Below are 25,758 nucleotides of genomic sequence, written 5' to 3'. Positions count from 1 at the left end.
CCCTGCCTCCGATCAGAGCTTCAGTGCCGGGTGCAGGCGCTTCACCGTCCAGACCCGGTTGTGCCGGACGGCCAGGGCGGTGAGCGCGAGCCCGCCGGCCAGGAAGGCGGCCAGCACCGCACAACCCTGCCATACCGAGGACAGGTCGCCGCCGCTGATCAGGTGCCGGACGGCGTCCACGACCCACGGCATCGGCAGGTACGGGCGGACGGCCTGGAAGAACGCCGGGCTCGTCTCGATCGGGTACGTGCCGGCGGCCGAGGTGAGCTGGAGCATCAGGAGCGCCAGCGCGATGATCCGGCCGATCGGGCCGAAGCGGGCGTTCACCCACTGGATCACCGCGAGGAACGCGGCGGAGGCGAGCGCGAGGAACGCCACGAGTCCGGGCCAGTGCTCGGCGCGCAGGCCGAGCGCGAAGTGCAGGACGGCGAGGACGACGCAGGCCTGCGCCGCGCCGATCGCCGCGGCGGGCAGCCAGCCGGCGAGGGCGACGCGGCGTCCGGGCGCGGTGCCCGCGAGCGCGCGGGGGTTCAGCGGGCGCAGCAGCATGTAGATGATCATGCCGCCGACCCACAGGGAGAGGGGGACGAAGAACGGCGCGAACCCCGTCCCGTAGTTCGGCACCTCGTTCTCGGTGGAGCTGGCGAGCCGCACCGGGTTGCTCATCATGTCGTCGCGCGCGGCGCGCTCCCCGGCGCCGTAGTCCGGGATCTGGGAGACGCCCTCGTTGAGGCCGTTCGCCAGTTGCTCGTTGCCGTGGGAGATCTGCGCGAGGGCGGTCTCCAGGGTCACGGCGCCGCCGGACAGCCGTCCCAGCCCGCCCCGGAGTTCGCCCGCGCCTCCCGAGAGCGTGCCGAGCCCCGCCGTGAGCTGGGACGACCCGGAGAGCAGGCGGCCGGTCCCGGCGTTGACCCGCTGGGTTCCGGCGTTGAGGCGGTCGACGTCCCGGCGCGCCTTCTCGACCCTGGCGGCCAGGGAAGGCGCGTCCTTGGCGATCTTGCGGGCGGCCCGCTCGACCGTGCGGGCGTCGGCCGCGACCTTGCGCAGGTCGCCGGTGCGGTCGCTGATGTATCCGTCCACCTGCTTCGCGACGGCGACGACCTGCGCGGCCGCCCGGGTGAGGTCCTGGCGGACGTCCGCGGGGACCTCCGGGTGCGCGGCGAGGTAGGCGTCCAGCTCGGCCTGCGCCTTCTCCGCGCGCTGGACGGCGGCGGCGGTCTGGGCGGGAAGCCGTCCGGCGCCGTCGGCGAGGGCGTCCGCACCCTGGGCGACGGCGAGCGCGGCCTGGCGGATCTCGGGGGCGTTCTCCCTCAGCAGCGGCACGAGGGTGTCGCCCGCGCGGTCGACGGTCGCGGTCAGCCGCTGCATTCCGGCGGCGACCTGGCCGGTTCCGGTGCGGAGCTCCTCCAGGCCGGAGGTCAGCCTGCCGCTGCCGGCGCGGGCCTCGTCGATGCCGCCCTTCAGCTTCCCCGGGCCCGCCTCGGCCTTGCCCGCGCCTTCGGCGAGCTTGCCCGCGCCGTCGTGCGCCTGGCCGGACCCCGTCGCGAGCTCGTCCGCGCCCTGGGCGGCCTTGCCGAGTTCGCCGTGCAGCTTGCCGAAGGAGAGGAAGATCTGGTCGAGGTAGCCGCGCACCGCCTCGCTCCCGGCGGCGGCGCTGATCTCCTTGAACGCGGCCTGGGCGAGCGTCCCGACGACGTAGTTGTTCGCGTCGTTCATCTGGAGCCGCAACCCGGCCGGCGCGGGGGTCCCGTCCCCGGACGGCGACGCGATCCGCGCGCTGAAGTCGGCGGGGATCGTCAGCGACATGTAGTACTTCCCGGACCGGACGCCCTCCTCGGCCTTCGCCGCCGAGACGGTGCGCCAGTCGAAGACCTTGCGCTTCTTCAGCTCGTCCGCCAGATCGGCCCCCGCGTGGACGGTCCTGCCGCCGGCCTTGGCGGGCCGGTCCTGGACGACGAGCGCGACCGGAACGTGCTGGAGCCGCGCGTACGGGTCCCAGAAGGACCAGAGGTACAGACCGGCATAGAGCAGCGGAAGCAGTACGAGCCCGGCCATCGCGACACGGGTCAGCCGGTTGCGCTGGAAGCGGCGCAGCTCAAGGCCGCCCGAGGTCAACGCGGGAAGTCTCATCGGGGGGTCTCCTGGCTTGGGGGCTGCTAGAGGGGGAGTGCGTGGGTGGCGACGCCCTCGGCGGGCGCGGCGTCGTGGCAGGACGCGATGACGGTGACGCCGCCGGCGGCGACGGCGGCGAGCCGCCGCCACAGGTCGCGCTGCCGGTCGGCGGGCAGGCCCTCGTCCACGTCGTCGAGGAGGAGGAGCCCGGGATCTCCGGCGAGCGCCAGGGCGGCGCCCAGGAGCTGGGCTTCGTCGGGCGCGAGTTCTTCGGCGAGCGTCCCGGGGGCGACGTCGAGGCCGACCCGTTCGAGGGTCCGGCGCCTGCGGGCCTCGCGCCCGCGGAACCTGCCGAGGACGCCCTCGCGCAGCGCGAGCGCCTCGTCGACGTGCTCCCGGACGGTCAGCGCCGGGTCGAGTTCGGTCACCCCCGGCACGATCCCGAGGGCCGCGACCCGCTGGATCCGCCTGAGCCCGGTGACCCCGCCCACCGCGACCGTGCCCTCGGCGGGCCGCATCCGCCCGGCGAGCGTGAGCAGCAGCGCGGTCCGCCCGGTGCCCGCGATGCCGCTGACGGCGACCAGCGCGCCGCCCGGGACGTCCAGGTGGACGTCGCGGAAGACCCAGCCCCGTGCCCCCTTCACTCCGAGGTCCCGCGCCCGCACGGACGAGCCGTGCGCGGGCGCGGGGCCGGCTCCGGGGCGGCCCCCGCCAGCCCCTGAGCCGCTCGGGCGGGGTCCAGGGACGGGCGCCGCGGTCCCCCCGGCCACGGCGGCCGCCCCTGGAGTCTGGTGATCGGACGTCATCGCGACCTTCCGGAGAGCCGGTTTTTGAACTGACTGGTCAGTACAAACCTAGCTCTGCTGCGAACTTCGCGAATCCACCCGAGCGGTGACATCAGACACGTGACCCCCACGACTGGGGTCACACGGATCAATGACGTGATTTAGGTCACACGCGCCCCATCCGACCAGGGAGGCGGCGCCACCACTATTGGACGGACCGTCCGATCTGACAGACTCCGGGGATGACCGAGTCGTCACACGCGCACCGCAGGCTGGCCGCGCTCATGGCCGGGATGGGCGCCCTCCACATGATCGCTCCGAAGCCGTTCGACGCGCTCGTCCCCGAGCGGCTCCCCGGCGGCGCGCGGACCTGGACCTACCTCAGCGGGGTCGCCGAGCTGGCCTGCGCCGCGGCGCTCGCCCGTCCCCGCACCCGCAAGGCGGGCGCGCTCGCCACGGCGGGCCTGATGGCGGCGGTCTTCCCCGCCAATGTGAAGATGGCCCGCGACTGGCGCCACCGCCCGCTGCCCCTCCGCGCGGCCGCCTACGCCCGCCTCCCGCTCCAGGCCCCCCTGGTGGCCTGGGCCCTCCACGTGGCCCGCCAGGCCGACTGAGAACCCGGTCCACACGGCTCCTCCCGGAATGAGATCATTTGGCGGCGGTGCGTGTTGACGAGGGGCCGGGGAAAGTATGGAAGCACTCCGTCTGGAAGATCCTTCTGCGATCGGCGGCTATCCGCTGCTGGGGCGCCTGGGCGCCGGCGGCATGGGGCAGGTCTATCTGGGGCTGACCGCCAGCGGGCGGCATATCGCCCTCAAGGTGATCCGGGAGGACTTCGAGGGGCCGACGGCGCTGGCCCGGTTCCGGCGCGAGGTCGCGACCGTCGAGCGGGTGCGCAGCAGGTTCGCCGCCGCGATGGTCGGTGCCGGCCTGGACGCGCCGCCGTACTGGCTGGCGACGGAGTACGTCCCCGGGCCGACGCTCCGCCAGGCGGTGGCCGCGCACGGGCCGCTGCCTCCCGAGACCTGCGTGCGGCTGCTCGCCGAACTGGCGCAGGGGCTGCTGGAGATCCACCGGCACGGCGTCCAGCACCGCGACCTCAAGCCGGGCAACGTGATCCTCGCCCCGGACGGGCCGCGGCTGATCGACTTCGGCATCGCGCGCGGCGAGGGCCAGACGCAGATCACCCAGACCGGCGCGTGGAACGGCACCCCCGGTTTCGTCGCGCCCGAGGTGGTCCGCGAGCAGCAGCCGCTTCCCGCGTCGGACGTGTTCTCGCTCGCCGGAACGGTCGCCTACGCCGCGACGGGACGGCCCCCGTTCGGCGGCGGGCGCATCGAGGCGATCATCCACCGGACGCTCAGCGGTGACATCGACCTGGAGGGCGTCGACCCGCGCGTCGCCGGGCTCGTCCGGCAGTGCGCCGCGAAGGAGCCGGAGGCCAGGATCCCGCTGGAGCGGCTGCTCCAGCAGCTGCCCGCGCTCGGCCCCCTCGCCGCCGACCCCGCCTACCGGCGGATCGTGGGCGTTCCGGCGCCGATCCCCGCCAGCGTCACCGACGCGGTCGCGTCGGGGCTCGTCCCGGCCGACCGGACGAGGACGGTCCCGGGCGTCTCGCGTGGACGGTCGCGCGCTACCGTCATCGCGGCGGGCGCCGGGGTGGCCGCCGTGGTCCTGGTGGGCGCCCTGCTCGCGCGGTTCGTCCTCAACGGGGACGGGGGCGGCGACGAGAACCGGAACAAGCCCCGGGCCGGGCAGGGAACGCAGGGCGGCACCGCGACCGGTGATCCCGCGGGCTCGACCCCCGGCAGCAGGACTTCGGCCGCGGCCAACGGCGTCCCGCCCGACCGGATCCTGATCAAGCAGCCCGCCGACATCGCGGACCTCCGGTGGACCCAGGCGGCCAAGACATGCCAGCCCGCCGCCCGTCCGGAGGACTTCGACCTCACGAACGACACCCAGACGTCGGTACCGCGCCAGCCGTACACCGAGAAGACCGTCGAGTTCGGCCTGCGCTTCAAGTACGCGGACCCGGCCAAGTACTACGTGGCCATCCAGGTCCGTCCCCCGGTGGAGCAGCAGGGCAACGGCGTCACCGGGGTGGTGCAGAGCAAGCCGCACATGTACCCCGGCCAGGCCGCGTGGCTGAACATGAGTTACCCGTCGGAGTTCAAATGGGAGGGCGCCGGAAACGGCACCTACCCGCTGATGAAGGGCGACTGGACGGTCATCTGGTTCCACGTCCGCCCGAACGGCGACGCCTACTACCTGACCTGCGACGGCTTCACCGTCGCCTAGCCGTTCCGGTCAGCGGACGGCGATGACGGCGGAGCCGTGGCCGAAGAGGCCCTGGTTCACGGCGATGCCGGCCCGCGCGTTCTCCACCTGGCGGCCCTCGGCCTGGCCGCGCAGCTGCCAGGTCAGCTCGCAGACCTGCGCGATCGCCTGAGCCGGGATCGCCTCGCCGAAGGAGGCGAGCCCGCCGCTCGGGTTGACCGGGACGCGGCCGCCGAGAGCCGTGGCGCCCGAGCGGAGCAGCTCCTCGGCGCCGCCCCTCTCGCACAGGCCGATGTCCTCGTACCAGTCGAGTTCGAGGGCGGTGGACAGGTCGTAGACCTCGGCGAGCGACAGGTCCTCGGGGCCGATGCCCGCCTCCTCGTAGGCGGCATGCGCGATCGCGGACCGGAACGGCCGCTCGGGCTCCGGGACGGTCATCGCCGAGTCCGTCGCGAAGTCGGGCAGGTCCAGGACGGTCTTCGGGAACGTGGGCGTCGCCGTCGACAGCGCCGGGATGCGCACCGGGTCGGCGATGCCGTGCCCGCGCGCGAACTCCATGGACGTCAGGACGAGCGCCGCGCCGCCGTCGCTGGTGGCGCAGATGTCCAGCAGCCGCAGCGGATCGGCGACCACGGCGGACTCGCGTACGTCCTCCACGGTCACCTCCTTGCGGTACCGGGCGTTCGGGTTCGACAGCCCGTGCCGGGCATTCTTCACCTTGACGGCGGCGAAATCGTCCAGGGTCGCGCCGTACATCGCCATCCGCCGGCGCGCGTACAGAGCGAAGTAGATGGGGTTGGTGGCGCCCAACAGGCGGAAGCGGAGCCAGTCGGGGTCGTCGGGGCGGTCCCCGCCGACGGGCTTGAAGAAGCCCTTCGGCGCGGCGTCGGCGCCCACGACCAGCGCGACGTCGCAGAGACCCGCGAGGATCTGCGCGCGCGCGTTGTTGATGGCCTGCGCCCCGGACGCGCACGCGGCGTAGCAGCTGGACACGCGCGCGCCCGACCAGCCGAGCGCCTGCGCGAACGTCGCGCCCGCGATGAACCCCGGGTAGCCGTTGCGGATGGTGTCCGCGCCCGCCACGTACTGGACGTCCGTCCACGCGAGGCCGGCGTCGGCGAGCGCGGCCCGCGCCGCCGCGAGACCGTACTCGACGAAGTTGCGGCCCCACTTGCCCCACGGATGCATGCCCGCGCCCAGCACGGCGATGTCGCGCGTCATTTCACGGGCCTCCACATCCAGACGGTGTACTCGGCCTCGTCGTCCTCGTAGAGGACGCCCTCGGTCAGCTCGACCTCCATGCCGACCGCGAGGTCGTCGACGGTGTGGCCGGGGGCGACCTGCCCCAGGACGACGATGCGCTCGGCTTCGAGTTCGACGGCCGCGACGGTGTACGGGACGAAGGGGTCGGGGGAGACGTACGGAGGCGGCGGCTTGTACCGGGAGTCGGCGTACGACCAGACGCGCCCGCGCCGCGACAGCGCGTACGGCTCCAGCTCGGAGCCGTCCTTCGGGCCGGTGCAGGCCGGGTTGCGGCAGGCCAGCTCGTTGCGCGGGAAGTACGGCGTTCCGCAGGCGCCGCAGCGGGTGCCCAGCAGGCGGACGTCGCCGTCCGCGGCGGCGAACCAGCCCTCGATCGCCGGACGGCGTTCCTTGGTCGTGGTCACGCGGTCCTCCTCGTCTCCGACCGGGCGCAGCGTAACAACCGGGCGAGCGCCCCGAACGGGACGTGTCCGGTGAGCGGGACGGACCATGCGAACCCACCTAACTGACTCGTCAGTCACTTCGGTACAGTGAACCGAGTCGGATTCTGGTGATGCCGCCCGCAGGGTGCGAACAGGCAGGCCCTCAGGGTGCGGACAGGCAGGGAGCGTGCGGATGCGGACTGGTCTAGAGGGCAAGACGGCGCTGGTCACCGGGGCGTCCCGGGGAATCGGGAAGGCGATCGCCACCGCGCTCGCCGCCGAGGGGGCGAACGTCGTCCTGTCCTCCCGCAAGCAGGAGGCGCTGGACGAGGTCGCCAAGGAGATCCGCGCGGCGCACCCGGGCGCGGGCGTCCTCGCCAAGGCGGCCCACGTCGGCGACGCCGAGCAGGCCGCGGCCTGCGTGGACGCGGCCGTCGCCGAGTTCGGCGGCCTCGACGTCCTGGTCAACAACGCCGGCACGAACCCCTACTTCGGCCCGATGGCCGACATCGAGCCCGCCGCCGCGGCCAAGACCGTCCAGGTCAACCAGTTCGCGGTCGTGCAGTGGACGCAGCTGGCGCTGCGCGCCTCCCTCGCCGAGCGCGGCGGCGCGATCATCAACATCGCCTCGGTCGGCGGCATGCTCACCGAGCACGGCATCGGCTACTACAACGCCACCAAGGCCGCCGTGATCCACCTCAGCCGGCAGTTCGCGATGGAGCTGGCCCCGAAGGTCCGCGTGAACTGCATCGCGCCCGGCCTGGTCAAGACGCACCTCGCCCGCGCCCTGTGGGAGAACAACGAGGCCGAGATCAGCAAGTACATGCCGCTCGGCCGCATCGGCGAGCCCGAGGACATCGCCAACGCCGCGGTGTTCCTCGCGGGCGACGCCTCGTCCTGGATGACCGGGCAGACGCTCGTCGTGGACGGCGGCGCCACCATCCGGCCCTCGATCGCCTGACCGCCCGCCCACGAACACGGGAACGCCCGCGAACACAGGAACAGGGAGAAGCGCATGTCACGCTGGGGACTGACCATTCCGCTGACCGGCCTCCCGCTGGCCGAGCACCGCGAGATCGTGTCCGGGCTGTCCGGGCTCGGCTACACCGACGCCTGGTCGGCCGAGACCAACGGCGCCGACGCCTTCACCCCGCTGGCGCTCGCCTCGCAGTGGGACCCGGGGCTGCGCCTCGGGCCGGCGATCGTGCCGGTCTACACGCGCGGGCCCGCCCTGCTCGCCCAGCAGGCCGCCACCCTCGCCGACCTCGCGCCGGGACGCTTCGTGCTGGGCATCGGCACCTCGTCCGACACGATCGTGCGGCGCTGGAACGGCATCCCGTTCGACGAGCCCTACAAGCGCACCCGCGACACGCTGCGCTTCCTCCGCAGGGCGCTCGCGGGGGAGAAGGTGAAGGAGGAGTACGAGACCTTCGCCGTGAAGGGCTTCAAGCTGGAGAGCGCACCGGCGACGCCGCCGCCGATCGTCCTCGCGGCCCTGCGCCCCGGCATGCTGCGGCTCGCCGCCCGCGAGGCCGACGGCGCGATCACCAACTGGCTCGCGCCGAAGGACGTCCGGACGGTCCGCGGCGCCCTCGGTGACGGGCCGGAGCTGATCGCGCGGCTGTTCGTCTGCCCCACGGGCGATGCCGAGGAGGCGCGCGCGATCGGCCGCTGGATGATCGCCGCGTACATGACGGTCCCCGTCTACCGGGCGTTCCACGAGTGGCTGGGACGCGGCGAGGCGCTGGCCCCGATGAACGAGGCGTGGGCGGCCGGCGACCGGAAGAGGGCGCTGGAGGCCATCCCGGACGAGGTGGTGGACGACCTGATCGTGCACGGCTCCCCGGAGCGGTGCCGGGCCCGCGTCCGCGAGTACGTCGACAACGGTCTCACCACGCCGGTGCTGGCGGTCGTCCCGGGCGGGGGCCTGTCCCCGGCGGAGGCGGTGCGGGCGCTCGCCCCGAGTGCGGACTGAGATCGTTCGATCACGTCCCGATGTTTACGGCCGGGAGCAGCGGGGAGGGTGGGGCAAATCCCGACAGAGAACGAAGAGACGTGAGGAGCTGATCGTGCTCACGCTGACCAGCGGTGCCGTCCAGGTCATCCGTACGGTGACCGCCAACCCGGAGCTTCCGCCCGAGACCGGCATCCGCATCGAGTCCGGGCTCGACGGCTCGGACGCCCTGCGGCTCTCGGTGGCCCCGGCCCCCGAGGCCGGCGACCAGGTCGTGGAGGAAGAGGGCGCCAAGGTGTACCTGGAGCCCACGGTCGCCGAGATGCTGGACGACAAGACCCTCGACGCCCAGGTCGACCCGCAGGGCGACGTGGCCTTCACCATCGCCGAGGGGTCGGAGGGAACCCCCACCTGACGTTGGAGGCGAGACCGGGGCGCGCCCGCCGGGCCGCCCCGGTCTCGTGTTCTCCCCGCGTGTCAGCGCATCGCCGCGACGACGGCGACCACGGCGAACACGAACGCCGCCGCGGTGAGGAACGCGAACGCCGCGATCACCGCGCAGGCCAGGGCGCGCGGCTGGTCGCGCCAGGCGGGGGAGCGGTCGCGCGCCTGCCGGTCCGGTCTTCGCCGGAACGAACGTCCCGCGTCCAGGGGGTCGCGTGAGGGCGGGGTCGTCACGAGCGCCAGTGTCGCAGATGGATCACTCCACCCGCCGACCGCCCGGGCCGTGCGTCCGCGCGGACGGAGTCAGGGCCCGCCGGGACTCCGGGCACCGGTCAGCCCGGGAAGGAGGGGTGGGGGCCGAGGGCCCAGTACTCGAACAGGCCGTAGCCGGTGGCGGCGGCGGTGGGCTGCGCCCCGTCCAGGTACTCGTAGCGGCCGACCGCGTCGACCATGCCCCACATGCGGGCCGCGTCGTCCGGCTTGCGGGTGTCGTAGGCGACGCCCTGCACCTTCAGGTCGGGTCCCTGGTACATGCCGTGCTTCCAGTCGGGCTCCAGCCCGTAGCCGGTGCCGACCATGAGGTGGACGGGCAGGATCGGCGTCGCCCTCACCTCGAACGGCTCCCCGCCGGGCGGGGCGAAACGCAGTGTCGCCGTCACCACGTCGCGGGTGCCCTCCGCGTACTCCGGGCGGTATTCGGGACGTCCCAGATACTCGGGCTCGCGGTCGGGCCACACGCGGGTGGCCTCTTCCAGGATGCGGCGGCCCTTCTCGTCCTCCTGCACGATGCAGAAGATGGCGTGATCCTCGAACTGCATCGGCGCGTACAGCCAGTAGAACGTGCCCGCGTTCTTCACCTGGATGCCGGGCGGCTCCGGCTCGCCCACGGGCCGGATGCCCCAGGAGCGGTCGCGCGAGCCCCACCAGTGGTCGGGTGTGACCTCGATGGTCTCGCCGTCGACCGTGATGGTGCCCGTCCAGCGGCCTGTCTGCGCGAGACGGCGGGAGTCGAAGACGACGCGCTCCTGCCAGCGCAGGTAGTGCGGCGGCTCCAGGGTGGCCGGGACCGTGCCCTCCCAGGCGAGGTCGAACGAGAGGCCGTGCTCGGTCTCGTCCAGGACGACCCGGAGCCGCTTGAGCCCCTCGACCACCTCGACGCGGAACGGCCCGACCGTGGTGTCCATCCGGTCGTCGCCCAGCTCGCGGGACGCCCGGACGACCTTGTGCACCGATCCGCGCCGCACGACCGCGAACGCGTCCATGACGCCGAGGTTCGGGTACTGCCCGATCCCGATGATCATCATCAGCTCGTCGGAGCACGGGTGGACGTTGAAGTAGTACCGGTCGTAGAAGTTCCGGTCGGAGGTGGTGACGTGCCGCATCACCTCCGGCGCCTGGTGGATCGGGTAGTCGTCGAGCGGCGAGAGCGTCACCGGTCCCCTCCCAGGATGCGGGCGAGCAGCTGCGTGCAGTTGTTGTCGTGGGGGAAGTCGGCCGTCTCCTCGATCCAGCCGAAGTCGATCATCGCCTGGCCGATCCGCGCCATGATCACCGAGAACTTGAAGCCGGACAGGATCTCGTAGTACGCCATGTGCCGCATCGGGCGTCCGAGCAGCTCCTCGTAGCGGGCGACGGTCTCTTCGTAGGAGGGGAAGCCCTCCAGCCGGGCGGCGCCGACGCCCTCGGAGTGGTGCCGGTCCAGGAACATGAACCAGGCGAGATCCTCCTCCGGCGCGCCGAGCACGGCGCCCTCCCAGTCCAGCACCGCCGCGGGCGCGCCGTCCTGGAAGATCACGTTGCCGATGCGGGCGTCGCCCCACAGCGCGACGGGGTCGTCCGGCTCGTCGGGGCGGTTCGCCTTCAGCCACTCCAGCGCCCTGAGCGCCGTCTCCTGCGGCCCCCGGTAGGCCCAGCCCAGGTAGTGCTCGTAGTAGTTGAGCCGCTGGTCGAGGCCCGGCGCCCCCCAGGCGGGCTGGTCCAGGAAGCCGAGACCCAGTTCGCCGACGTCCAGCCGGTGCAGCCGCGCCATGATCTCCAGGGTGGACCACCACATCGCGGCCCGCTCACCGGGCGGCACTCCGGTCACCCAGCCGTCCATGTGGTACGGCGGCATGTCGGTCGGGACGCGGCCGTCGACGCGGCCCATCACGAAGAACGGGGCGCCGAGGACGTCGCGGGACGGCTCGTACCAGCGGATCGGCGGCACCGGGACGGCGGTGCGCTCGTCCAGGATCCGCATCAGCCGGTACTGCTCCTCGAACCGCGGCTCGGGGAAGATCTGGTACTTCTCCGGGGCGACCCGCGCGACGAGCGGCTCGCGTCTCGGCCCTCCGCCCCCGTCCCACTCGGCCTCGAAGAGCAGGGTCTCGTTGGAGAAGCCGCTGGTCTGCGGGGTCTCCACATGCGGGATGCGGACCCCGGGCAGATGGCCGTCCAGCCACCGCGTGAGGGCCCGCCGGGTGATCTCGGGGTCGCGCTGGTCGGGAACGGGCATCGCACCGCCTCCTTGCCGTGCCTGCTGGCCGGGGTCGCGCCCGAATTAGAACGTGTTCTATCAACGGTCCGGGGGGTGGTCAATGGGCGGGGACGCACCCGTGAAAAAATCGCCGGATGCGCCTCACCAAGCTCGGACACGCGTGCGTGCAGCTCACCGAGGACGACCGCACGATCGTCATCGACCCCGGCTCGTTCAGCGAGGCCGGGGACGCGCTGGCCGCCGCCGACGCCGTACTGATCACCCACGAGCACTTCGACCACTTCGACCCCGACGCGCTGCGCGCCGCGATGGCCGAGCGCCCCGAGCTGGAGGCGTGGACGTCCCGCGCCGTGGCCGAGAACCTCGCCGACCTCGGCGGACGCGTCCACCAGGTCGGCCACGGCGACGCCGTCACGATCGCCGGTTTCGACGTCCACGTCTACGGCGAGGACCACGAGCTCATGCACCCCGACCTGCCGCCCGTCCCGAACGTCGGGTTCCTGGTCGACGGCGAGGTCTTCCACCCGGGCGACGCGCTGACCGTCCCGTCCGAGCCCGTCCCGACGCTGTGCCTGCCCGGCAACGCGCCCTGGATGCGCGCCCTCGACCTGTACGAGTACACGCGCGAGGTCCGCCCGGGGCGCGCCTTCGCCATCCACGACGGGCTGCTGAACGACATCGGCCTCCAGGTGATGGAACGCGTCCTCACCAGTGCCGGCGACGAACTCGGCAAGGAGTTCGTGCGCCTCACCCCCGGCACCTCAGTGGACCTGGCCGCCAAGTGAACGCCTCCCCCCGCATCCCCCCGGCCGCCGAGCCGGCGGCCGCCGAGCGCGCCGGCTCCTCCGAGTACGCGGCGGGCCTCCCCGCGCCGCGCTCCATCCAGGCCGTGTTCTTCGACATCGGCGAGACCCTCGTCAACGAGGGCGAGATCTACGGGCGCTGGGCCGACTGGCTCGGCGTGCCCAGGCACACCTTCCTCACCAAGCTCGGCGCGCTGCTCGCGACCGGCGGCGACCACACGGACCTGTTCGAGTACTTCCGGCCGGGGTTCGACCTGGAAGAGGAGGAGCGGCGCCGCGCGGAGGCGGGCGTCCCGAACGGGTTCGGGCCGGACGACCTCTACCCCGACGCGCGGGCGTGCCTGTCGGGCCTGCGCGACCAGGGCCTGTACGTCGGGATCGCGGGCAACCAGCCGGTCCAGGCGGCCGAGCAGATGGCGGAGCTGGCCCTGGACGCGGACGTCGTCGGCATCTCGGACGTGTGGGGCGTCAGCAAGCCGTCCCACGAGTTCTTCGAGCGCTGCGCCCAGCTCGCCGACGTGCTGCCCGACCGCGTCCTGTACGTGGGGGACCGCATCGACAACGACGTCCGGCCCGCCCTGGCGTTCGGGATGCGGGCGGCGTTCCTGCGCCGCGGCCCGTGGGGCAACATCCAGAGGGACGACGAAGCGCTCGGCGAGTGCCTGTTCGTGCTCGACGACCTCGCCGCCCTGCCGAGCCTGGTCGCCGAGCACAACGCCGGCCGGCCCGCCGCCCCCTAGGGGACGTCCCGTACTCCTGAGGTAGCAGCGGGGAACAGGCCGCGAGAGCGATGTGAGGTCGCCTGCCCGGTTCGTAGCGTGAGAAACGTGGCCGCGAAGACCGCGGCCGCGTTCACCGCTCGACGAATCGGGGAGAGAAGAACCCATGAACGGCCTCTATCGTCCGCGCCGCGACCGCGTCATCGCCGGGGTCTGCGCCGGCCTCGCGCGCCGGTTCGGCATGACCCCGTGGACCGTCCGGATCCTGTTCCTGCTCTCGTGCCTGCTGCCCGGCCCGCAGTTCGTCGTCTACCTGGTCCTCTGGGTCATGATGCCGAACGAGGACCGCCACATGGCCGGCGCCCGCTGACTCAAGATCAACGATTGCGCTCGACCGGGGCCGCCCGGGGGTGTTAGATCGGGGCACCAGCATTCCCGTGGGGAGGAGCCGCGGTGCCTGACGAGGCTCCGGGTCCCGGCCGGACGGGCCGGGCCCTGGACGACGCCGCCGCGCGGGAGGCAGACCACGCGGCGCGACTGCTCGGGTACCTGCGCGATCTGGCGCGGGCCCGGCGGCGCCCCTCGCGCGACCTCGCCGACCACGACCACGTCCACTGGCTCGCCGGACTGCCCGGCGACGTCTACGTCGAGGCCGACGCCGGGCCCGGCGAGGTGCTGTTCAGCATCCCGGTCATCCCGCTGACGCCGCCGGTCGTGCTGGAGGAGTTCGACGGCTGGCTCGCCCTGCGCACCTGGTACCGCGTCCTGCGCGAGCTTGCCGGCGAGGAAGCGGTCCTCGCGACGGGCCTGCTGTCGTGGCGGCCCGCCGTCCACGACCACCTGCTGAGCACGCCCGTCCGGATCGTCCTGGACGAGCGGACCGAACGCGTCGACGTCGTCCTCACCGGGCACACGACCCTGCGCGACCGGGAACTGCTGTCCGGGCACCCCGGCTTCCGGCCCGCCGACTGGATCGCCGACGCCGTCCAGGCCGGGCAGGGCTTCGGGCTCAACGCCTCCGTCGGGGACGTCCTGCGCAAATGGTGCCAGGTCGCGCTGACGAGCCCCGCCGACTACCGCGAGGACTGGACGCCCGACGCCGACGCCGCCTCGCCCGTCCCCCGGCTGCGCCTCGCGCCCGCCCTCGTCGTCCGCCCGGCGGGCCGCGAGGCCGTCGCCGACCACCACGCCAGGCTCCTGAGCCTGCTGCCGCGCGGCGTCCCCGAGGGGGTCGCGCGGTTCGTCTCGCCCGAGCTGAAGCCCCAGGTCATGCACCTACCGGAGCGGGCGCCGGAGACCGTCCCCGACCTGCTGGCCGGGCTGCTGGCGCGGGGCCGCCGGGTACTCGTCGCCACGTCCGGCCCGGCCGCGTCCGCCGCCCTGCGCGGCGCGCTCCCGCCCGGCCTCGCCGCCCTCACCGCCACCGACGCGGCCATGGCCGCCCGCGTGGCCGAGGCGGTCCGCGCCGGGGGCGAACCCGACCTCGACGCCCTCGCCGAGCGCGAGGAGGCCGCCGCCCTGCGGGTCGCCGAGATCACCGAGCGCCTGCGCGGCGGCGGGCCGGCGGAGCCGCCGCCCGACCTGCGCGGCGAGGAGCCCGAGCTGTCCTGGATGCCGGTCCGGCCCGACCTGCCGCCGGGCCCGCCGATCTCCCGCTCCGAGGCCGCCGAACTGGTCGTCCTCCTCGCGGAGGAGACCGCCGAGCGCAAGGCCCGCACCGAGCAGCGGGACGTCGACCCGGGCGCGCTGCCGAGCGCCGCCTACGTCCGCACCCTGATCGAGGCGGAGGCCGCCGCCGCCGAGCGCGCCGAGCGGTCCAGGACCGAGCTGTCGCAGCTCCTGCGCGACAGCGACGTCACCCTCCTCGCCCGCCTCGACGGGGACGCCTCCGTCGTCGCCGCCGCGCTCCGCGACCTCGGCCTGGAAGGCCACCCGGGCGGCTGGAACCCCTCCGACCTCGCCGTCCGCGCCCTCGGCGACGCCCTCGCCGAGCGGCGCCCCCTCATCTGGGCCCGCGTCGTGGAGATGACGGCCCGCGCGCAGTGGGCCGAGCGCGCCCTCGGCGAGCTGAGCGGCCACCGCGTCGAGCTGCCCGCCGACGCCGACCTGCGCGGCCTCGCCGCCGCCGCCCAGGACCTGCGCGCCTACCTGGCCGACGGCGGCGTCCTCAAGCGCGGCCCGCTGCGGTCCGCCGCCCAGCGCCAGGCCGAGCCCCTCCTCGCCACGGTCAAGGTGGACGGCGCGGCGCCGACCACGCCGGAGCTGCTCGACATCGCCCACACCGACCTCATGGTGCGGATCACCTGCCGGGAGCTGCAGTACGTGTGGGAGGCCGCCGGCATCTCCTTCCCCGCCGACCTGCCGCCCGGCGAGCGCGTCGCCCGCTTCGTCCGCGCGCACGCCCGGCTCGCCCGCGTCCGCGACGCGATGACCGCCCTGGACTCGACGCGGCGGCTCCTCGAACGCTCCGGCTTCCGCGTCCCGCTCGTCCACCCGATCCAGTGGCACGACTACGCCGCGGCCCTGCGCAACGCCCTCGAAGGGCTCGGCGTCAGCCGCGCCACCGCCGACCTCGACGCCCTCCGCGACTCGATCGGCCCCGTTGACGCCGACGATCCCCCCGAGCTCCGCGCCGCGCTCGCGGCCGTCGACGCCCGCGACGCCGCCGCCTACGGCCGCGCCCTCGGCGCCCTCGCCGAGGCCCGGCACGAGCGCTCCCGGCAGATCCGCTGCGAGGAGCTGGTCGCCCGCGTCCGCGCCGTCCACCCCGACCTCGCCCACCTCATGATCGCCACCGACGGCGACGACGTCTGGCACGACCGCGCCCGCCGCTGGGACGACGCCTGGACGTGGGCCCGCCGCCGCGCGGCCTCCACCGGCCCCGCCGCCGCGGACCGCCTCCGCGACGCCCTCGCCGAGGCCGAGGGCGCCCTGCGCGAGGCCCGCGCCGACCTCACCGCCGCCCGCGCCGCGGCGTCCGCCCTCGCCCGCTCCGGACCCGACATCGTCCCCGCGTGGATCCTGCCGCTGTGGCGCGTCCCGGACGTCCTCCCGCCCGCTCCGGACGACTTCGACGTCGTCATCGTGGACGGCGAGCACGAGGCCGGCGCCGAGGCCCTCTTCGTCCTCTGGCACGCGCCCCGCACCATCCTCGTCGGCCCGTCCGGCCCCGACCTCCCCCCTCCCGAGGGCCCGCCGCCGAGCCCCCGCCTCCCGTCCCACCTGCACGAAGCCATAACCCCCACCACCACGCTCTTCACCGCCCTCACCACTCCCCGCACCCCGCCTCCTCCCGCTGCGCGCCCCCTGTCCGAGCGCCCGGACGTGACCCAACGGGACCTCCCGATCCAGCCCCCGCGCCCGGAACCGACGCGAGAGGACCTCCGGTCACGGCCGCCCGCCGCCGTCCCGCCCGAGGCTCCGCGGAAGGAAGCAGGAACGAGGCCGCGCGACCCGCGCCCGCTGGAACGACCGAGAGAACCGCGTCCCGGCCCCGGTCTGGGGGGCCGTGACCCGCGCGCGGGGGAGCGGCCGGACGTGACGCAGCGGGACGTGCGCGCTCGACCGCCTGCGCGTCCCGGCACCGGCGCGTCCGGGCAAGGCGCACCGCCCCGACGTCTGGACGCGCCCCGGCGAGAGCCGCAGGACCAGGGCCGGCCGGGCGGGCGCGGCGGCAGCCTTCCGCCCCGGCGCCTGGACGCCATGAGATGGGACGAGCCCGCCCAGGAGCCGGGCGCCCAGGCCACGGGCCCCAACCCGCGCGTCCCGGAGGCCGGGCACGCCCCACCTCCCGGCCGCTCGGACATCCCCGCGCTCTGGGGCAGACCCGGCCCGCTGCCGAACCCCTCAGAGAGCCCGAAGCCGCCCCAGCAGGCCCATCCCCCAGAACAAGCCCAACCCCGCCCGCAGAGGGAAACCACGGCGGAAACACAACCCCCACAACCGGGCGCACCTAGCCCACAAGAGACCGACCCCTCACAGAAGCAGCGCCCCCAGCACCCGCAACAGGAGCAGCCTCGCTCGCGGACGGAGCCCTCACAGCCGCAGCAGCCACGACAGCCGCGCCCCCGCTCGCAGGCGGAGATCCCGCCCCAATCAGAACCCGCGCAGCAGCAGCGCCCGCAACAGAGCCAGCCTCGCTCGCGGACGGAGTCCTCGCAGCCGCAGCCCCGCTTGCAGGCGGAGGTCCCTCCGCAGTCCGAACCTGCGCAGCAGCAGCGGCCGCAACCAGCGGCGCATCGTTCGCAGGCGGAGGTTTCCTCGCAGCCAGAATCCGCGCAGGAGCAGCGTCCGCAACCTGCGCAGCCTCGTTCGCGGGGGGAGGGTTCGGCACGGGCGGAAGACGTGCGGCCTGCCGCGCAGGAGGCGGAAGGGGCGGCGCAGCGGCGGTCGGTCGGGGAGACGCGGGTTCGGCGGGGGCGGTCGATCGCGTCCTACAAGCGGCCCGAGCTGGTCGAGATCGTGGGGCACGTCGCCGAGCTCGAACCGGATCTGACCGACGACCAGATCGTCGAGCTGGTCACCCGGCTCCTCGGGTGCCCGGAGGACGAGGCGCTGCTCGTCGGGGCCCGCCTCCGGTACGCGGTGGAGGTGTACCGGGAGGGCGCCGGGTAGCGCTCACCGGCTCGCCCGGCGGCGGGCGCGGTGGGCGGCGACGGTCGTGCGGCTCGCGCAGGCGTTCGAGCAGAACCGGCGGCTGCGGTTGCGGGACTCGTCCACGTAGAAGCGGGCGCAGCCGTCCGCGCGGCAGCGGCCCACGGTGACGTCGGGGTCCCCGCACAGGACGTGGGCGAGGGCGGCGGCGCAGCTTCGGCCGAGCCACTGGACGCCGTCCTCGCCGTCGCGGGCGAAGTGCAGGTGCGGGCCGTCGCCGTCGTGCTCGGCGACGCGCATCGCGGGCGGGAAACGGTCCAGGAGGAGGTTGACCGGGAGGGGCGGTCCGCCGTCGGCGACGGCCGCGACCGCGTCGCGCAGGGCCGGGAGGAGGTCCCCCGGGTCGTCCGGTTCCACCACGTCGTGCTGCTGGAAGAACTCCCGCCGCAGCTCGCTGGGCTCGTCCCCGTTGACCAGCTCGACCGCGAGCCGGGTCAGGTTGCCGATGTAGGCAACGTAACGCACATCACCACCTACCTTCCTGGCTCGATGATACGGGCCCATTTGCGGAATAGAGCATTCCGTTCTGGTAGACTGGCGGTATGACGCGGACACTGGATCGCCGGACGCTGAACCGGGCGGCGCTTGAGCGGCAGCTGCTCCTGGAGCGCTCCGGCATGCCCCTCCTGGAAGCGGTCGAACGGCTCGTCGCCATCCAGGCCCAGGAGACCAAAATGCCGTACATCGGGCTCTGGGCGCGGCTGGAGGGCTTCCGCCGAGACGACCTCACCGGCCTGCTCTACGACCGGTCCGCCGTGCGCAGCACGATCCTTCGGGGGACGCAGCACCTGGCGTCCGCCGCCGACTTCCTGTGGGTGCGCCCCCTCGTCCAGGAGAGCGTCCTGCGCGGACGCCAGGCGGCCTTCGGCAGCGCCACCCGGGACTGGGACCTGGACGGGCTCGCCGCCGAGGCGCGCAGGCTCCTGCGGGGGCGGACCCTCACCCGCCCGCAGCTCGCCCGCGCCCTCGCCGAGCGCTGGCCCGACCGCGACCTCCAGGCGCTCGGCTGGTCGGCGCAGGCGCTGGTCTCCGTCGTCCATCCGCCGCCCAGCGGGACGTGGAACACCGGCGGCGCGACGCCGTTCGCCCTGGCGGAGGAGTGGATCGGCCGCCCGCTCTCCCCGGAGTCGCCGGAGCGGCTGATCCGCCGCTACCTGGCCGCGTTCGGCCCGGCCTCCGTCAAGGACTTCCAGATGTGGTCCGGGCTGCGCCGCATGGACGCCGCCTTCGAGGAGCTCCGCCCGTCCCTGCGGACCTACCGGGACGAGAGCGGCGCGGAGCTCTTCGACCTTCCCGGCATGCCGCTCCCGGACGCCGACGCCCCCGCGCCCGTCCGCTTCCTCCCGGCCTTCGACAACCTGATCCTCGCCTACTCCGACCGGAGCCGCATGATGACGGACGAGCAGCGCAAGGCCGTGTGCGTGGGGGCCGTCACCAAGCCGACCGTCCTCGTCGACGGGCGGGTCCACGGCACCTGGACGCTCAAGCACGACCGGAAGGCGGCCCGCGCCGAGCTGACCGTGGACCTTCTCGCGCCCCTCCCCGACGAGGAGCCGGTCCGGGAGGAGGCGGCCCGCCTCCTGGCGTTCGCCGCCGCCGACGCCGACCACGTCCTGCGCTTCGCGCGGTGAGCTCACCGGACGTCAGGTGATCGGCATGGTGACCGCGAGGGGCCAGGCCAGCAGGACGCCGCCGACGAGCGCGGTCGCCCACGCCGGGGCCCGGATCGAGCGCAGCGCCGCCGCCTGGACGCCCTGCCAGGCCAGGAGTCCGGCGATCAGCGGCGACACCAGCAGCACGAACGGCGAGACGGCCCCGACGAGGGCGGCCGCGAGGAGGGCGGCCAGCGCGGCCGTCGCCGCCCAGGCGTGCACGCCGATGGCGGTCGGCCGATCATGCCCGGCGCACAGCGCCTCGACCCCCAGGCAGTACAGGGCGGTGCCCGCGGTGATCGGGACGAGCGCCCACACCCGCGGGCCCACCGGCACCGCGTGCGCCCACCCCAGCTGGGCCGGGACGGCGAACGACACCACGGTCAAGGCGACGAGGACGGCCGCCGCCGCCACCGTCCGCGCCCGGGGCCGGCCCCCGAGGAAGCCGGGGTCCCTCGCGCAGACGAGCGCCACCACGCCGGCGACGCCGAAGAACCCGGCGAGCGGACCGGCCACCGCGAGCGGCAACCGGAAGACCCCCATCACGGGCACCGCGACCCCGGCCGCGAACGCCGCCGCGAGCAGCGCGAACCGCACCGGGACGCGGCGGCGCGCCTCGCGGGCGTCCGAGGGCCGCCCGAGCAGCGCCGAGGCGATCGCCCCGAAGGTCAGCACGGCCGCGAGGTGCAGCAGCAGCGCCGACCCCGCCCGCTGGACGGCGCGCACGTCGGAGACCGGAGCCGAGTGCCGCCCGAACGCCGCGTCGAACCAGGCGCCGGTCTCGCGATGGGTGCGCGGGCTGAACAGCACGCCGACGTGCTCGACACCGCCGACGATGACGGCCCGCCGCGCCGTCCCGTCGCGCGGATCGCCGTAGGTCGCGCCGGGCCGCCCCTCCGGGTGGACGGCGTGCAGCGCTTGGACGGCGCCGTCCCGATACGCGGGGAACTCCAGGCCGCCGGCGACCAGCAGCACGTTCTGCGCGGACGCCGGCACCGCCATCGACCCCTGCGAGATCGCGACCGTCGCCCCGACGGACGGATGCGCCGCGCCGTAGCGGATGACCGCGGCGGCTCCCAGCGAGTGCCCGACGAGTCCGATGTGCTCCCCGTCCACCCCCGGCATGGCCCGCAGGCGCGTGACGGCGACGTCCACGTCACGGTCGAGCCGGGCATCGGCGGCAGGGCCGTCCCCGTTCCCGGGGAGCCGCCGCGTGCTGGCCCCGTGCCCCGCGAGGTCGACGAGCGCCACCGCGTACCCGCGCCGGGCCAGCGTGTCGGCGAACCCGCGCATCAGGCGCCCGCTTGCTCCGAGCCCGTGCGCCACCACGACACCCGGCGCCCGCCCGGACGCCCCGGCCTGCCGCACGATCTCGACCGGCACCCCGTCCACCACCACGGCCCGCCGCCGGAGCCCGGCGTCCGCCGCCAGCACCCCCACACCCCCGACGACGGCACACACCACCCCCACCACCACCGCCACGATCCTGATGGAGGTCAGGCCGCCGCGTCCTCTCCCACAGTGATCGTGAAGGTGGTGTTCATGGCCCTGGCTATGCGGTCCAGCATCGCGAGGGTGGGAATTCCGCCACCCCCTTCGAGCCGCGAGAGCGCGGGCTGGGTGATGCCGGCGCGCTCGGCGACGACCGCCTGCGTGAGTCCGAGGCGGAGTCGGCGTTCGCGCACCATGTCACCGAGGCGGAGGTCGAGCCCCGCCTGCTCGTACTCGGGATGGGCCGCGGTCTCCTCCCGCAGTCGCTTCGCGCGGTAGGCCCGCCACCCGCTATGCCCGGCCATCACTCGCTCCTTTCATAGACGTGCCCTGTGGGTGCCAAGTGGGACGACTCGCAGATTCTTCGCATGAAGACCGCCCTTTCGACATCCTGCGGCTGGGAGCCATTGCGAACCTTCTGGAAAGCCGTCAGCAACACGATGAGGCGTCCGCGGGCCGTCGGCAGCCAGTAGGTGATCCGCCACGTGGTGTCCTCCAAGTGAAGACGCAACTCACGAACGCCGGCTCGTAACGCTCGGGTGTGGTTGCCGTCGAGAAGGTCTCCACGGTCCACAAGGTAGTCGTCCACGTTCCGCATGACGCGCTGGTACTGGACGAAGGTCAGAGTGTCCAGCCACGCGACGACCTCGGGTTCCATCTCGATCTCGAACATACCCTCCAAGGTATATTTCATTGATGGTATGTCGCCGCCGTTCGCAATGTCCAGGCCGCACGGGCAATGAATCGAGCGCGCGTGTCAGAGGTTGTCTGTACAAATGTGTGCGTGACGGAATGGGGCGATGAGGCGCTGGCGCGGTTGCGGGCGGCGGCGCACCGGGGGGTCGGGGACGCCGAGCTGCTCCGGGGCCGTCCGCTGGCTCCCGTGCTCCAGTACGCCGGGGACGTCCTCGTCGCGGCCCTGGCGCAGGGGCGCGACGCGCGGTCTCTCGCCCTCGCGTGCCTGGAGGAGCTGAACGAGCGCGACCTGCCCGGCGACGCCGAGCTGGCGGACGAGCTCGCCGCCGCCCTGGGCGTGGGGGCGCCGACCGGGCTGGCTCCGCTTCCCGTCGACCTGGGGGCGGTCGCCGCGGCGATGGAGGACGGCTTCCAGGTGCTCGATCCCGAGCGCGGGGACGTGCTCCCGGCCGACGAGGCGGAGGGGCTGCCCGTTCCGCCGGGCGTCCTGCCCGAGGGGGAGGACGCCCGGCGGGGAGCGGCGCGGGCGTGGCTCGCGGGGCAGGGGTTCCGGCCCGTCCCGCGCGGCCTCTAGGAGCCGGGGCGCACCAGCGGGAACGGGATCGTCTCGCGGATGCTGCGGCCCGTCAGCGTGATCAGCAGCCGGTCGATGCCCATGCCCATGCCCCCGGCGGGCGGCATCGCGTACTCCAGGGCACGAAGGAAGTCCTCGTCGAGCTCCATGGCCTCCGGGTCGCCGCCCGCGGCCTGGAGCGACTGCTCGGTGAGCCGCTGCCGCTGGAGGATGGGGTCGATCAGCTCGGAGTAGGCGGTGCCGAGTTCGAGGCCGAAGACGATGAGGTCCCACTTCTCGGCCAGGCGCGGGTCGTCGCGGTGGGGGCGGGTCAGCGGGGACGTCTCGGCCGGGTAGTCGCGGACGAACGTGGGCGCCGTCAGGTGCTCCTCGACGAGCGCCTCGAACAGCTCCTGGACGACCTTGCCCTGCCCCCACTGCGGGTCGACGTTCAGCCCCGCCCGCTCGGCGAACGCGTGGACGCGCTCCGGCGAGGTGCCCGGGGTGATCTCCTCGCCGAGCGCCTTGGACACCGACTCGTAGACGGTGATCTCCTGCCACGGCTCGGCGAGGTCGTACTCGGCGCCGTCCCGGACGACGACCGTGGTGCCGAGGGCGGCGCGGGCCGCGTCCACGACGAGGGAGCGGGTCAGCTCGGCCATGGTGTCGTAGTCGCCGTAGGGCTCGTAGGCCTCCAGCATGGTGAACTCGGGGTTGTGCCGCTGCGAGACGCCCTCGTTGCGGAAGCTGCGGTTCAGCTCGAAGACGCGGCCGGCGCCGCCGACGAGGAGGCGCTTGAGGTACAGCTCCGGCGCGATCCGCAGGTAGAGCTGCATGTTGTAGGCGTTGATGCGGGTGGTGAACGGGCGGGCGGTGGCGCCGCCGTGCACCGGCTGGAGCATCGGCGTCTCGACCTCCAGGTAGCCGCGGGCGCGCAGCCCGTCCCGGACGGCGGCGACGGCGTCGCCGCGCATCCGCAGCATCCGGCGGGACTCGTCGTTGACGATGAAGTCCACGTACCGCTGCCGGACGCGGGCCTCCGGGTCCGACAGCCCGGAGCTCTTGTTCGGCAGCGGGTGCAGGCACTTGGCGGCGAGCGTCCACGAGGACGCGAGAACCGAGAGCTCCCCGCGCCGGGACGTGACGACCTCGCCCCGCACCCCGACCTGGTCGCCGAGGTCGATGAGCGACTTCCAGCGGCGCAGCGACTCCTCGCCGACCGAGTCGGCGGTCAGCATGACCTGCAGGTCGCCGGTCTCGTCCCGCAGCGTGACGAAGATCAGCCGGCCGTGCTCGCGGGCGAGGACGACGCGGCCCGCGATCGCGACGGAGTCGCCGGTGCGGGTGTCGGGGGCGAGACCGGAGTGCCGCTCCCGGATGCCGGAGGCGACGTCGGTGCGCTCGCAGCCGAGCGCGTACGGCTCCATCCCGGCGGCGCGGATCTGGTCGAGCTTGGCGTGCCGGACCCGCTCCTGCTCCGACAGCCGGCGCTGGGGGGCGCGGGCGGCCTCCGCGGCCTCCTCGATCTCCTTGATCCTCTCGACGAGGTCGTCGGAGGGGACCATCGAGGCGGCCCGGTCCAGCTTGGGGCGGTTCAGGCTCGGGAGGAACCCCTCGGCGCGGGCGTAGGCGAGGCCCAGCCGGACGAGGTGCCGCCCGTGCTCGTAGCAGATGAAGCGGGGACGCCAGTCGGGCATGTACTTGGCGTTGGACAGGTACAGCGACTCCAGCTGCCAGAACTTCGACGCGAACGACAGGAACCGGTAGTAGAGCCGGGCGACGGGGCCCGCGCCGATCTGGGAGCCGCGCTCGAACGCCGAGCGCAGCATCGCGAAGTTCAGCGACAGCTGCTGCGCGCCGACCGCGGCGGCCTTCTCGGCGAGCTTGGCGACCATGTACTCGTTGAGGCCGTTCTCGGCGAGCCGGTCGCGGCGCATCAGGTCGAGCGACAGCCCGGCCCGCCCCCAGGGGACGAAGCTGAGCAGGCCGCGCAGCTCCCCGTGCGCGTCGAACGCCTCGACCATGACGCAGCGCCCGTCGGTGGGGTCGCCGAGCCGGCCGAGCGCCATGGAGAAGCCGCGCTCGGTCTCCTCGCCGCGCCAGGCGTCGGCGCTGCGGATGAGCTTGGCCATCTCCCAGCCGGGGATCTGCGAGTGGCGGCGGATCCGCACGGTGTACCCGGCCCGCTCGACGCGCCGGACGGCCTGGCGGACCTGCCGCATCTCCCGTCCGTCCAGGTTGAAGTCGGTGAGGTCGACGATGGCCTCGTCGCCGAGCTCCAGCGCGTCGAAGCCGTGCCGCTTGTAGATGCGGGCGGCGCGCTCGCCGACGCTGACCGCGCCGGGGATCCAGGCGTGCGCGCGGCACTCGCCGAGCCACGCCTCGATCGCCTGGTCCCACGACTCGGGGTCGCCGAGCGGGTCGCCGCTGGCCAGGGAGACCGAACCCTCCACCCGGTAGGCGATGGCCGCCTTACCGTTCGGCGCGACGATGACGTCCTTGTCGCGGCGCAGCGCGAAGTAGCCGAGGGAGTCCTGGTCGCCGTACTCGGCGAGCAGGGCGCGGGCCGCCAGCTCCTCCGGGGGGCTGAGGACGGGGTCGCGCCGCCCGGGCCGGAACAGCGCCCAGAACGTGGCGATCATCAGTCCGGTGCCGAGCACCCACAGGATCACGTCGACCCAGAACGGCACCGACACGTCGATCGGCTTGCCGGTGACGCGCGGCCCGAGGACGGTCTGGGCGATCGCGTAGAGCGGGTGCGTCCAGAAGTCGCCGCGGGAGATGCGGTCGGTCACGGTGACGAGGAACGTCCCGATGCCGCAGGTCACGATGAGGAGGCTGGTGAAGACGAGGGTGGCCAGGCGCCGGTTGGCCCTGTCGGGCAGGGTGGTGAACTGGCCGCGCGCGGAGATCAGCAGGCCGAGCACCGCCAGGTAGACGGCGGCGGTGACGATCAGGCCGACGGGGGTGGGCCTGTCCGGGTTGATCAGCGTCGTCAGGACGGCGGTGACGCCGAGCGCGGTGGGCAGGCAGAAGATCAGGACAAGGATCCGCCACGCGGCCTTCTTGCGCCGCCGGACGCCCATCGACAGCAGGATCCACAGCAGGCCGATCGGGACGCTCGGGAACCAGCCGAGATAACCGATCCATCGCAACGCCCAGATATCGGCTATCTCAAGGATGAGACCATAGGAGACCCATGCGAGCAGCGACAGGATCCCGGAGAGTCGGGTGTACCAGAAGAAGATCGTCGGCGCGGCCTGGATCAGCCGCCCCCACTCGCCCCGCAGGCCGCGCTGCTGGCCCTGCTCGGTCATGGTCCCCTTTCTACCGGGTCGCACGTCGATCACGTCTCCGCCCCCGCGCGCCCGGCCCGCGGCGAACCACGGAGTGATCTCGGGCGTCGTACGGGTAAGGGGATGTGGCTTGCACTCTCAGTCCAAGGTTGTCAGCAAAAG

Annotated in this window: 23 protein-coding genes; 11 read left to right on the top strand and 12 right to left on the bottom strand. The window is 73.8% G+C overall.

Annotated features, from left to right (window positions below; translation table 11 throughout):
- Positions 1–12: 12 nt before the first annotated feature.
- Together ABD944_RS27960 and ABD944_RS27955 are read right to left on the bottom strand one after the other, a co-directional pair.
- Positions 13–2,130: a YhgE/Pip family protein gene (locus ABD944_RS27960; protein ID WP_345181699.1), complete on the bottom strand. Its 2,118-nt coding sequence runs from the start codon at positions 2,128–2,130 to the stop codon at positions 13–15.
- A 26-nt stretch (positions 2,131–2,156) separates the two neighbouring features.
- Positions 2,157–2,756, bottom strand: a complete 600-nt coding sequence (locus ABD944_RS27955; RefSeq protein WP_345181697.1) for an ATP-binding cassette domain-containing protein — start codon at positions 2,754–2,756, stop codon at positions 2,157–2,159.
- Between the two features lie 383 nt (positions 2,757–3,139).
- On the opposite strand from ABD944_RS27955, the gene ABD944_RS27950 reads away from it, so the two are divergent.
- Positions 3,140–3,511, top strand: coding sequence for a DoxX family protein (locus ABD944_RS27950; protein ID WP_345181695.1), 372 nt, complete (start codon positions 3,140–3,142; stop codon positions 3,509–3,511).
- A 76-nt stretch (positions 3,512–3,587) separates the two neighbouring features.
- On the top strand, positions 3,588–5,195 hold the full coding sequence (locus ABD944_RS27945) for a serine/threonine-protein kinase (protein ID WP_345181693.1): 1,608 nt from the start codon (positions 3,588–3,590) through the stop codon (positions 5,193–5,195).
- A 9-nt stretch (positions 5,196–5,204) separates the two neighbouring features.
- Here the strand turns inward: ABD944_RS27945 and ABD944_RS27940 are convergent, their stop codons facing one another.
- Positions 5,205–6,395, bottom strand: a complete 1,191-nt coding sequence (locus ABD944_RS27940) for a lipid-transfer protein (protein ID WP_345181691.1) — start codon at positions 6,393–6,395, stop codon at positions 5,205–5,207.
- Positions 6,392–6,841 (bottom strand): Zn-ribbon domain-containing OB-fold protein, encoded by a 450-nt coding sequence (locus tag ABD944_RS27935; RefSeq protein ID WP_345181689.1) that lies wholly within the window; start codon positions 6,839–6,841, stop codon positions 6,392–6,394. Before ABD944_RS27935 ends, ABD944_RS27940 begins: the two co-directional genes overlap by 4 nt.
- A 211-nt stretch (positions 6,842–7,052) precedes the next feature.
- Between ABD944_RS27935 and ABD944_RS27930 the strand changes: the two genes are divergently transcribed.
- The 3 genes from ABD944_RS27930 to ABD944_RS27920 all read left to right on the top strand — a co-directional run bounded on the left by ABD944_RS27930 (position 7,053) and on the right by ABD944_RS27920 (position 9,228).
- The gene (locus tag ABD944_RS27930; protein WP_345181686.1) at positions 7,053–7,820 is read left to right on the top strand and encodes an SDR family oxidoreductase; all 768 of its coding nucleotides are present in this window, start codon (positions 7,053–7,055) and stop codon (positions 7,818–7,820) included.
- Positions 7,821–7,874: 54 nt separating this feature from the next.
- A complete protein-coding gene (locus ABD944_RS27925; RefSeq protein ID WP_345181685.1) occupies positions 7,875–8,834 on the top strand; it encodes an LLM class F420-dependent oxidoreductase in 960 nt (319 codons plus the stop codon).
- Positions 8,835–8,928: 94 nt separating this feature from the next.
- Positions 8,929–9,228, top strand: coding sequence for a Fe-S cluster assembly protein HesB (locus ABD944_RS27920; protein WP_089310191.1), 300 nt, complete (start codon positions 8,929–8,931; stop codon positions 9,226–9,228).
- Between the two features lie 62 nt (positions 9,229–9,290).
- Here ABD944_RS27920 and ABD944_RS27915 read toward each other — a convergent pair whose 3' ends face one another.
- The 3 genes from ABD944_RS27915 to ABD944_RS27905 form a co-directional block, all read right to left on the bottom strand.
- Positions 9,291–9,491, bottom strand: a complete 201-nt coding sequence (locus ABD944_RS27915) for a hypothetical protein (RefSeq protein WP_345181682.1) — start codon at positions 9,489–9,491, stop codon at positions 9,291–9,293.
- Positions 9,492–9,589: 98 nt separating this feature from the next.
- On the bottom strand, positions 9,590–10,690 hold the full coding sequence (locus tag ABD944_RS27910; protein WP_345181680.1) for an Rv3169 family protein: 1,101 nt from the start codon (positions 10,688–10,690) through the stop codon (positions 9,590–9,592).
- A complete protein-coding gene (locus ABD944_RS27905) occupies positions 10,687–11,751 on the bottom strand; it encodes a phosphotransferase family protein (protein WP_345181678.1) in 1,065 nt (354 codons plus the stop codon). The genes ABD944_RS27910 and ABD944_RS27905 overlap by 4 nt, the downstream gene beginning before the upstream one ends.
- A 116-nt stretch (positions 11,752–11,867) precedes the next feature.
- Between ABD944_RS27905 and ABD944_RS27900 the strand changes: the two genes are divergently transcribed.
- The 4 genes from ABD944_RS27900 (at position 11,868) to ABD944_RS27885 (ending at position 17,869) form a co-directional block, all read left to right on the top strand.
- A complete protein-coding gene (locus ABD944_RS27900) occupies positions 11,868–12,518 on the top strand; it encodes an MBL fold metallo-hydrolase (protein WP_345181676.1) in 651 nt (216 codons plus the stop codon).
- Positions 12,515–13,276, top strand: coding sequence for an HAD family hydrolase (locus ABD944_RS27895; protein WP_345181674.1), 762 nt, complete (start codon positions 12,515–12,517; stop codon positions 13,274–13,276). The genes ABD944_RS27900 and ABD944_RS27895 overlap by 4 nt, the downstream gene beginning before the upstream one ends.
- 145 nt (positions 13,277–13,421) lie before the next feature.
- The gene (locus tag ABD944_RS27890) at positions 13,422–13,625 is read left to right on the top strand and encodes a PspC domain-containing protein (RefSeq protein WP_173397798.1); all 204 of its coding nucleotides are present in this window, start codon (positions 13,422–13,424) and stop codon (positions 13,623–13,625) included.
- 83 nt (positions 13,626–13,708) lie between these two features.
- The gene (locus ABD944_RS27885) at positions 13,709–17,869 is read left to right on the top strand and encodes a hypothetical protein (protein ID WP_345181670.1); all 4,161 of its coding nucleotides are present in this window, start codon (positions 13,709–13,711) and stop codon (positions 17,867–17,869) included.
- 3 nt (positions 17,870–17,872) lie between these two features.
- On the opposite strand, the gene ABD944_RS27880 is transcribed toward ABD944_RS27885, so the two are convergent.
- Positions 17,873–18,373 (bottom strand): CGNR zinc finger domain-containing protein, encoded by a 501-nt coding sequence (locus ABD944_RS27880; protein WP_345181668.1) that lies wholly within the window; start codon positions 18,371–18,373, stop codon positions 17,873–17,875.
- Between the two features lie 77 nt (positions 18,374–18,450).
- On the opposite strand from ABD944_RS27880, the gene ABD944_RS27875 reads away from it, so the two are divergent.
- Positions 18,451–19,539, top strand: coding sequence for a winged helix DNA-binding domain-containing protein (locus ABD944_RS27875; RefSeq protein WP_345181665.1), 1,089 nt, complete (start codon positions 18,451–18,453; stop codon positions 19,537–19,539).
- A gap of 12 nt (positions 19,540–19,551) precedes the next feature.
- Here ABD944_RS27875 and ABD944_RS27870 read toward each other — a convergent pair whose 3' ends face one another.
- Genes ABD944_RS27870 through ABD944_RS27860 form a run of 3 tightly spaced genes read right to left on the bottom strand, consistent with a single transcriptional unit; the run spans position 19,552 to position 21,724 of the window.
- Positions 19,552–21,042 carry an alpha/beta hydrolase gene (locus ABD944_RS27870; protein ID WP_345181663.1) on the bottom strand — a complete coding sequence of 497 codons (1,491 nt, stop codon included), beginning with the start codon at positions 21,040–21,042 and terminating at the stop codon, positions 19,552–19,554.
- A 14-nt stretch (positions 21,043–21,056) separates the two neighbouring features.
- The gene (locus tag ABD944_RS27865; protein ID WP_345181660.1) at positions 21,057–21,356 is read right to left on the bottom strand and encodes a helix-turn-helix domain-containing protein; all 300 of its coding nucleotides are present in this window, start codon (positions 21,354–21,356) and stop codon (positions 21,057–21,059) included.
- A complete protein-coding gene (locus ABD944_RS27860) occupies positions 21,356–21,724 on the bottom strand; it encodes a type II toxin-antitoxin system RelE/ParE family toxin (protein ID WP_345181657.1) in 369 nt (122 codons plus the stop codon). The genes ABD944_RS27865 and ABD944_RS27860 overlap by 1 nt, the downstream gene beginning before the upstream one ends.
- Positions 21,725–21,835: 111 nt before the next feature.
- Between ABD944_RS27860 and ABD944_RS27855 the strand changes: the two genes are divergently transcribed.
- Positions 21,836–22,321 (top strand): hypothetical protein, encoded by a 486-nt coding sequence (locus ABD944_RS27855; protein WP_345181654.1) that lies wholly within the window; start codon positions 21,836–21,838, stop codon positions 22,319–22,321.
- Here ABD944_RS27855 and lysX read toward each other — a convergent pair.
- Complete coding sequence (lysX, locus tag ABD944_RS27850; protein WP_345181652.1) at positions 22,318–25,617, bottom strand: bifunctional lysylphosphatidylglycerol synthetase/lysine--tRNA ligase LysX; 3,300 nt, start codon at positions 25,615–25,617, stop codon at positions 22,318–22,320. The two genes, ABD944_RS27855 and lysX, sit on opposite strands and share 4 nt — an antisense overlap.
- Between the last annotated feature and the right edge of the window lie 141 nt (positions 25,618–25,758).

It is taken from the genome of Actinomadura verrucosospora (assembly GCF_039540335.1).
Classification (GTDB): domain Bacteria; phylum Actinomycetota; class Actinomycetes; order Streptosporangiales; family Streptosporangiaceae; genus Spirillospora; species Spirillospora verrucosospora.
Note: the sequence above shows the minus strand (reverse complement) of the source record. Positions and strands in the feature narration are given on the sequence as shown.

Bases quoted from the DNA above. Each gene is read 5' to 3' on its own strand.
- ABD944_RS27890 (WP_173397798.1), top strand. From the start codon at position 13,422: ATGAACGGCCTCTATCGTCCGCGCCGCGACCGCGTCATCGCCGGGGTC.
- ABD944_RS27900 (WP_345181676.1), top strand. From the start codon at position 11,868: ATGCGCCTCACCAAGCTCGGACACGCGTGCGTGCAGCTCACCGAGGAC.
- ABD944_RS27925 (WP_345181685.1), top strand. From the start codon at position 7,875: ATGTCACGCTGGGGACTGACCATTCCGCTGACCGGCCTCCCGCTGGCC.
- ABD944_RS27905 (WP_345181678.1), bottom strand. From the start codon at position 11,751: ATGCCCGTTCCCGACCAGCGCGACCCCGAGATCACCCGGCGGGCCCTC.
- lysX (WP_345181652.1), bottom strand. From the start codon at position 25,617: ATGACCGAGCAGGGCCAGCAGCGCGGCCTGCGGGGCGAGTGGGGGCGG.
- ABD944_RS27930 (WP_345181686.1), top strand. From the start codon at position 7,053: ATGCGGACTGGTCTAGAGGGCAAGACGGCGCTGGTCACCGGGGCGTCC.
- ABD944_RS27940 (WP_345181691.1), bottom strand. From the start codon at position 6,395: ATGACGCGCGACATCGCCGTGCTGGGCGCGGGCATGCATCCGTGGGGC.
- ABD944_RS27960 (WP_345181699.1), bottom strand. From the start codon at position 2,130: ATGAGACTTCCCGCGTTGACCTCGGGCGGCCTTGAGCTGCGCCGCTTC.
- ABD944_RS27865 (WP_345181660.1), bottom strand. From the start codon at position 21,356: ATGGCCGGGCATAGCGGGTGGCGGGCCTACCGCGCGAAGCGACTGCGG.
- ABD944_RS27950 (WP_345181695.1), top strand. From the start codon at position 3,140: ATGACCGAGTCGTCACACGCGCACCGCAGGCTGGCCGCGCTCATGGCC.
- ABD944_RS27945 (WP_345181693.1), top strand. From the start codon at position 3,588: ATGGAAGCACTCCGTCTGGAAGATCCTTCTGCGATCGGCGGCTATCCG.
- ABD944_RS27860 (WP_345181657.1), bottom strand. From the start codon at position 21,724: ATGTTCGAGATCGAGATGGAACCCGAGGTCGTCGCGTGGCTGGACACT.
- ABD944_RS27875 (WP_345181665.1), top strand. From the start codon at position 18,451: ATGACGCGGACACTGGATCGCCGGACGCTGAACCGGGCGGCGCTTGAG.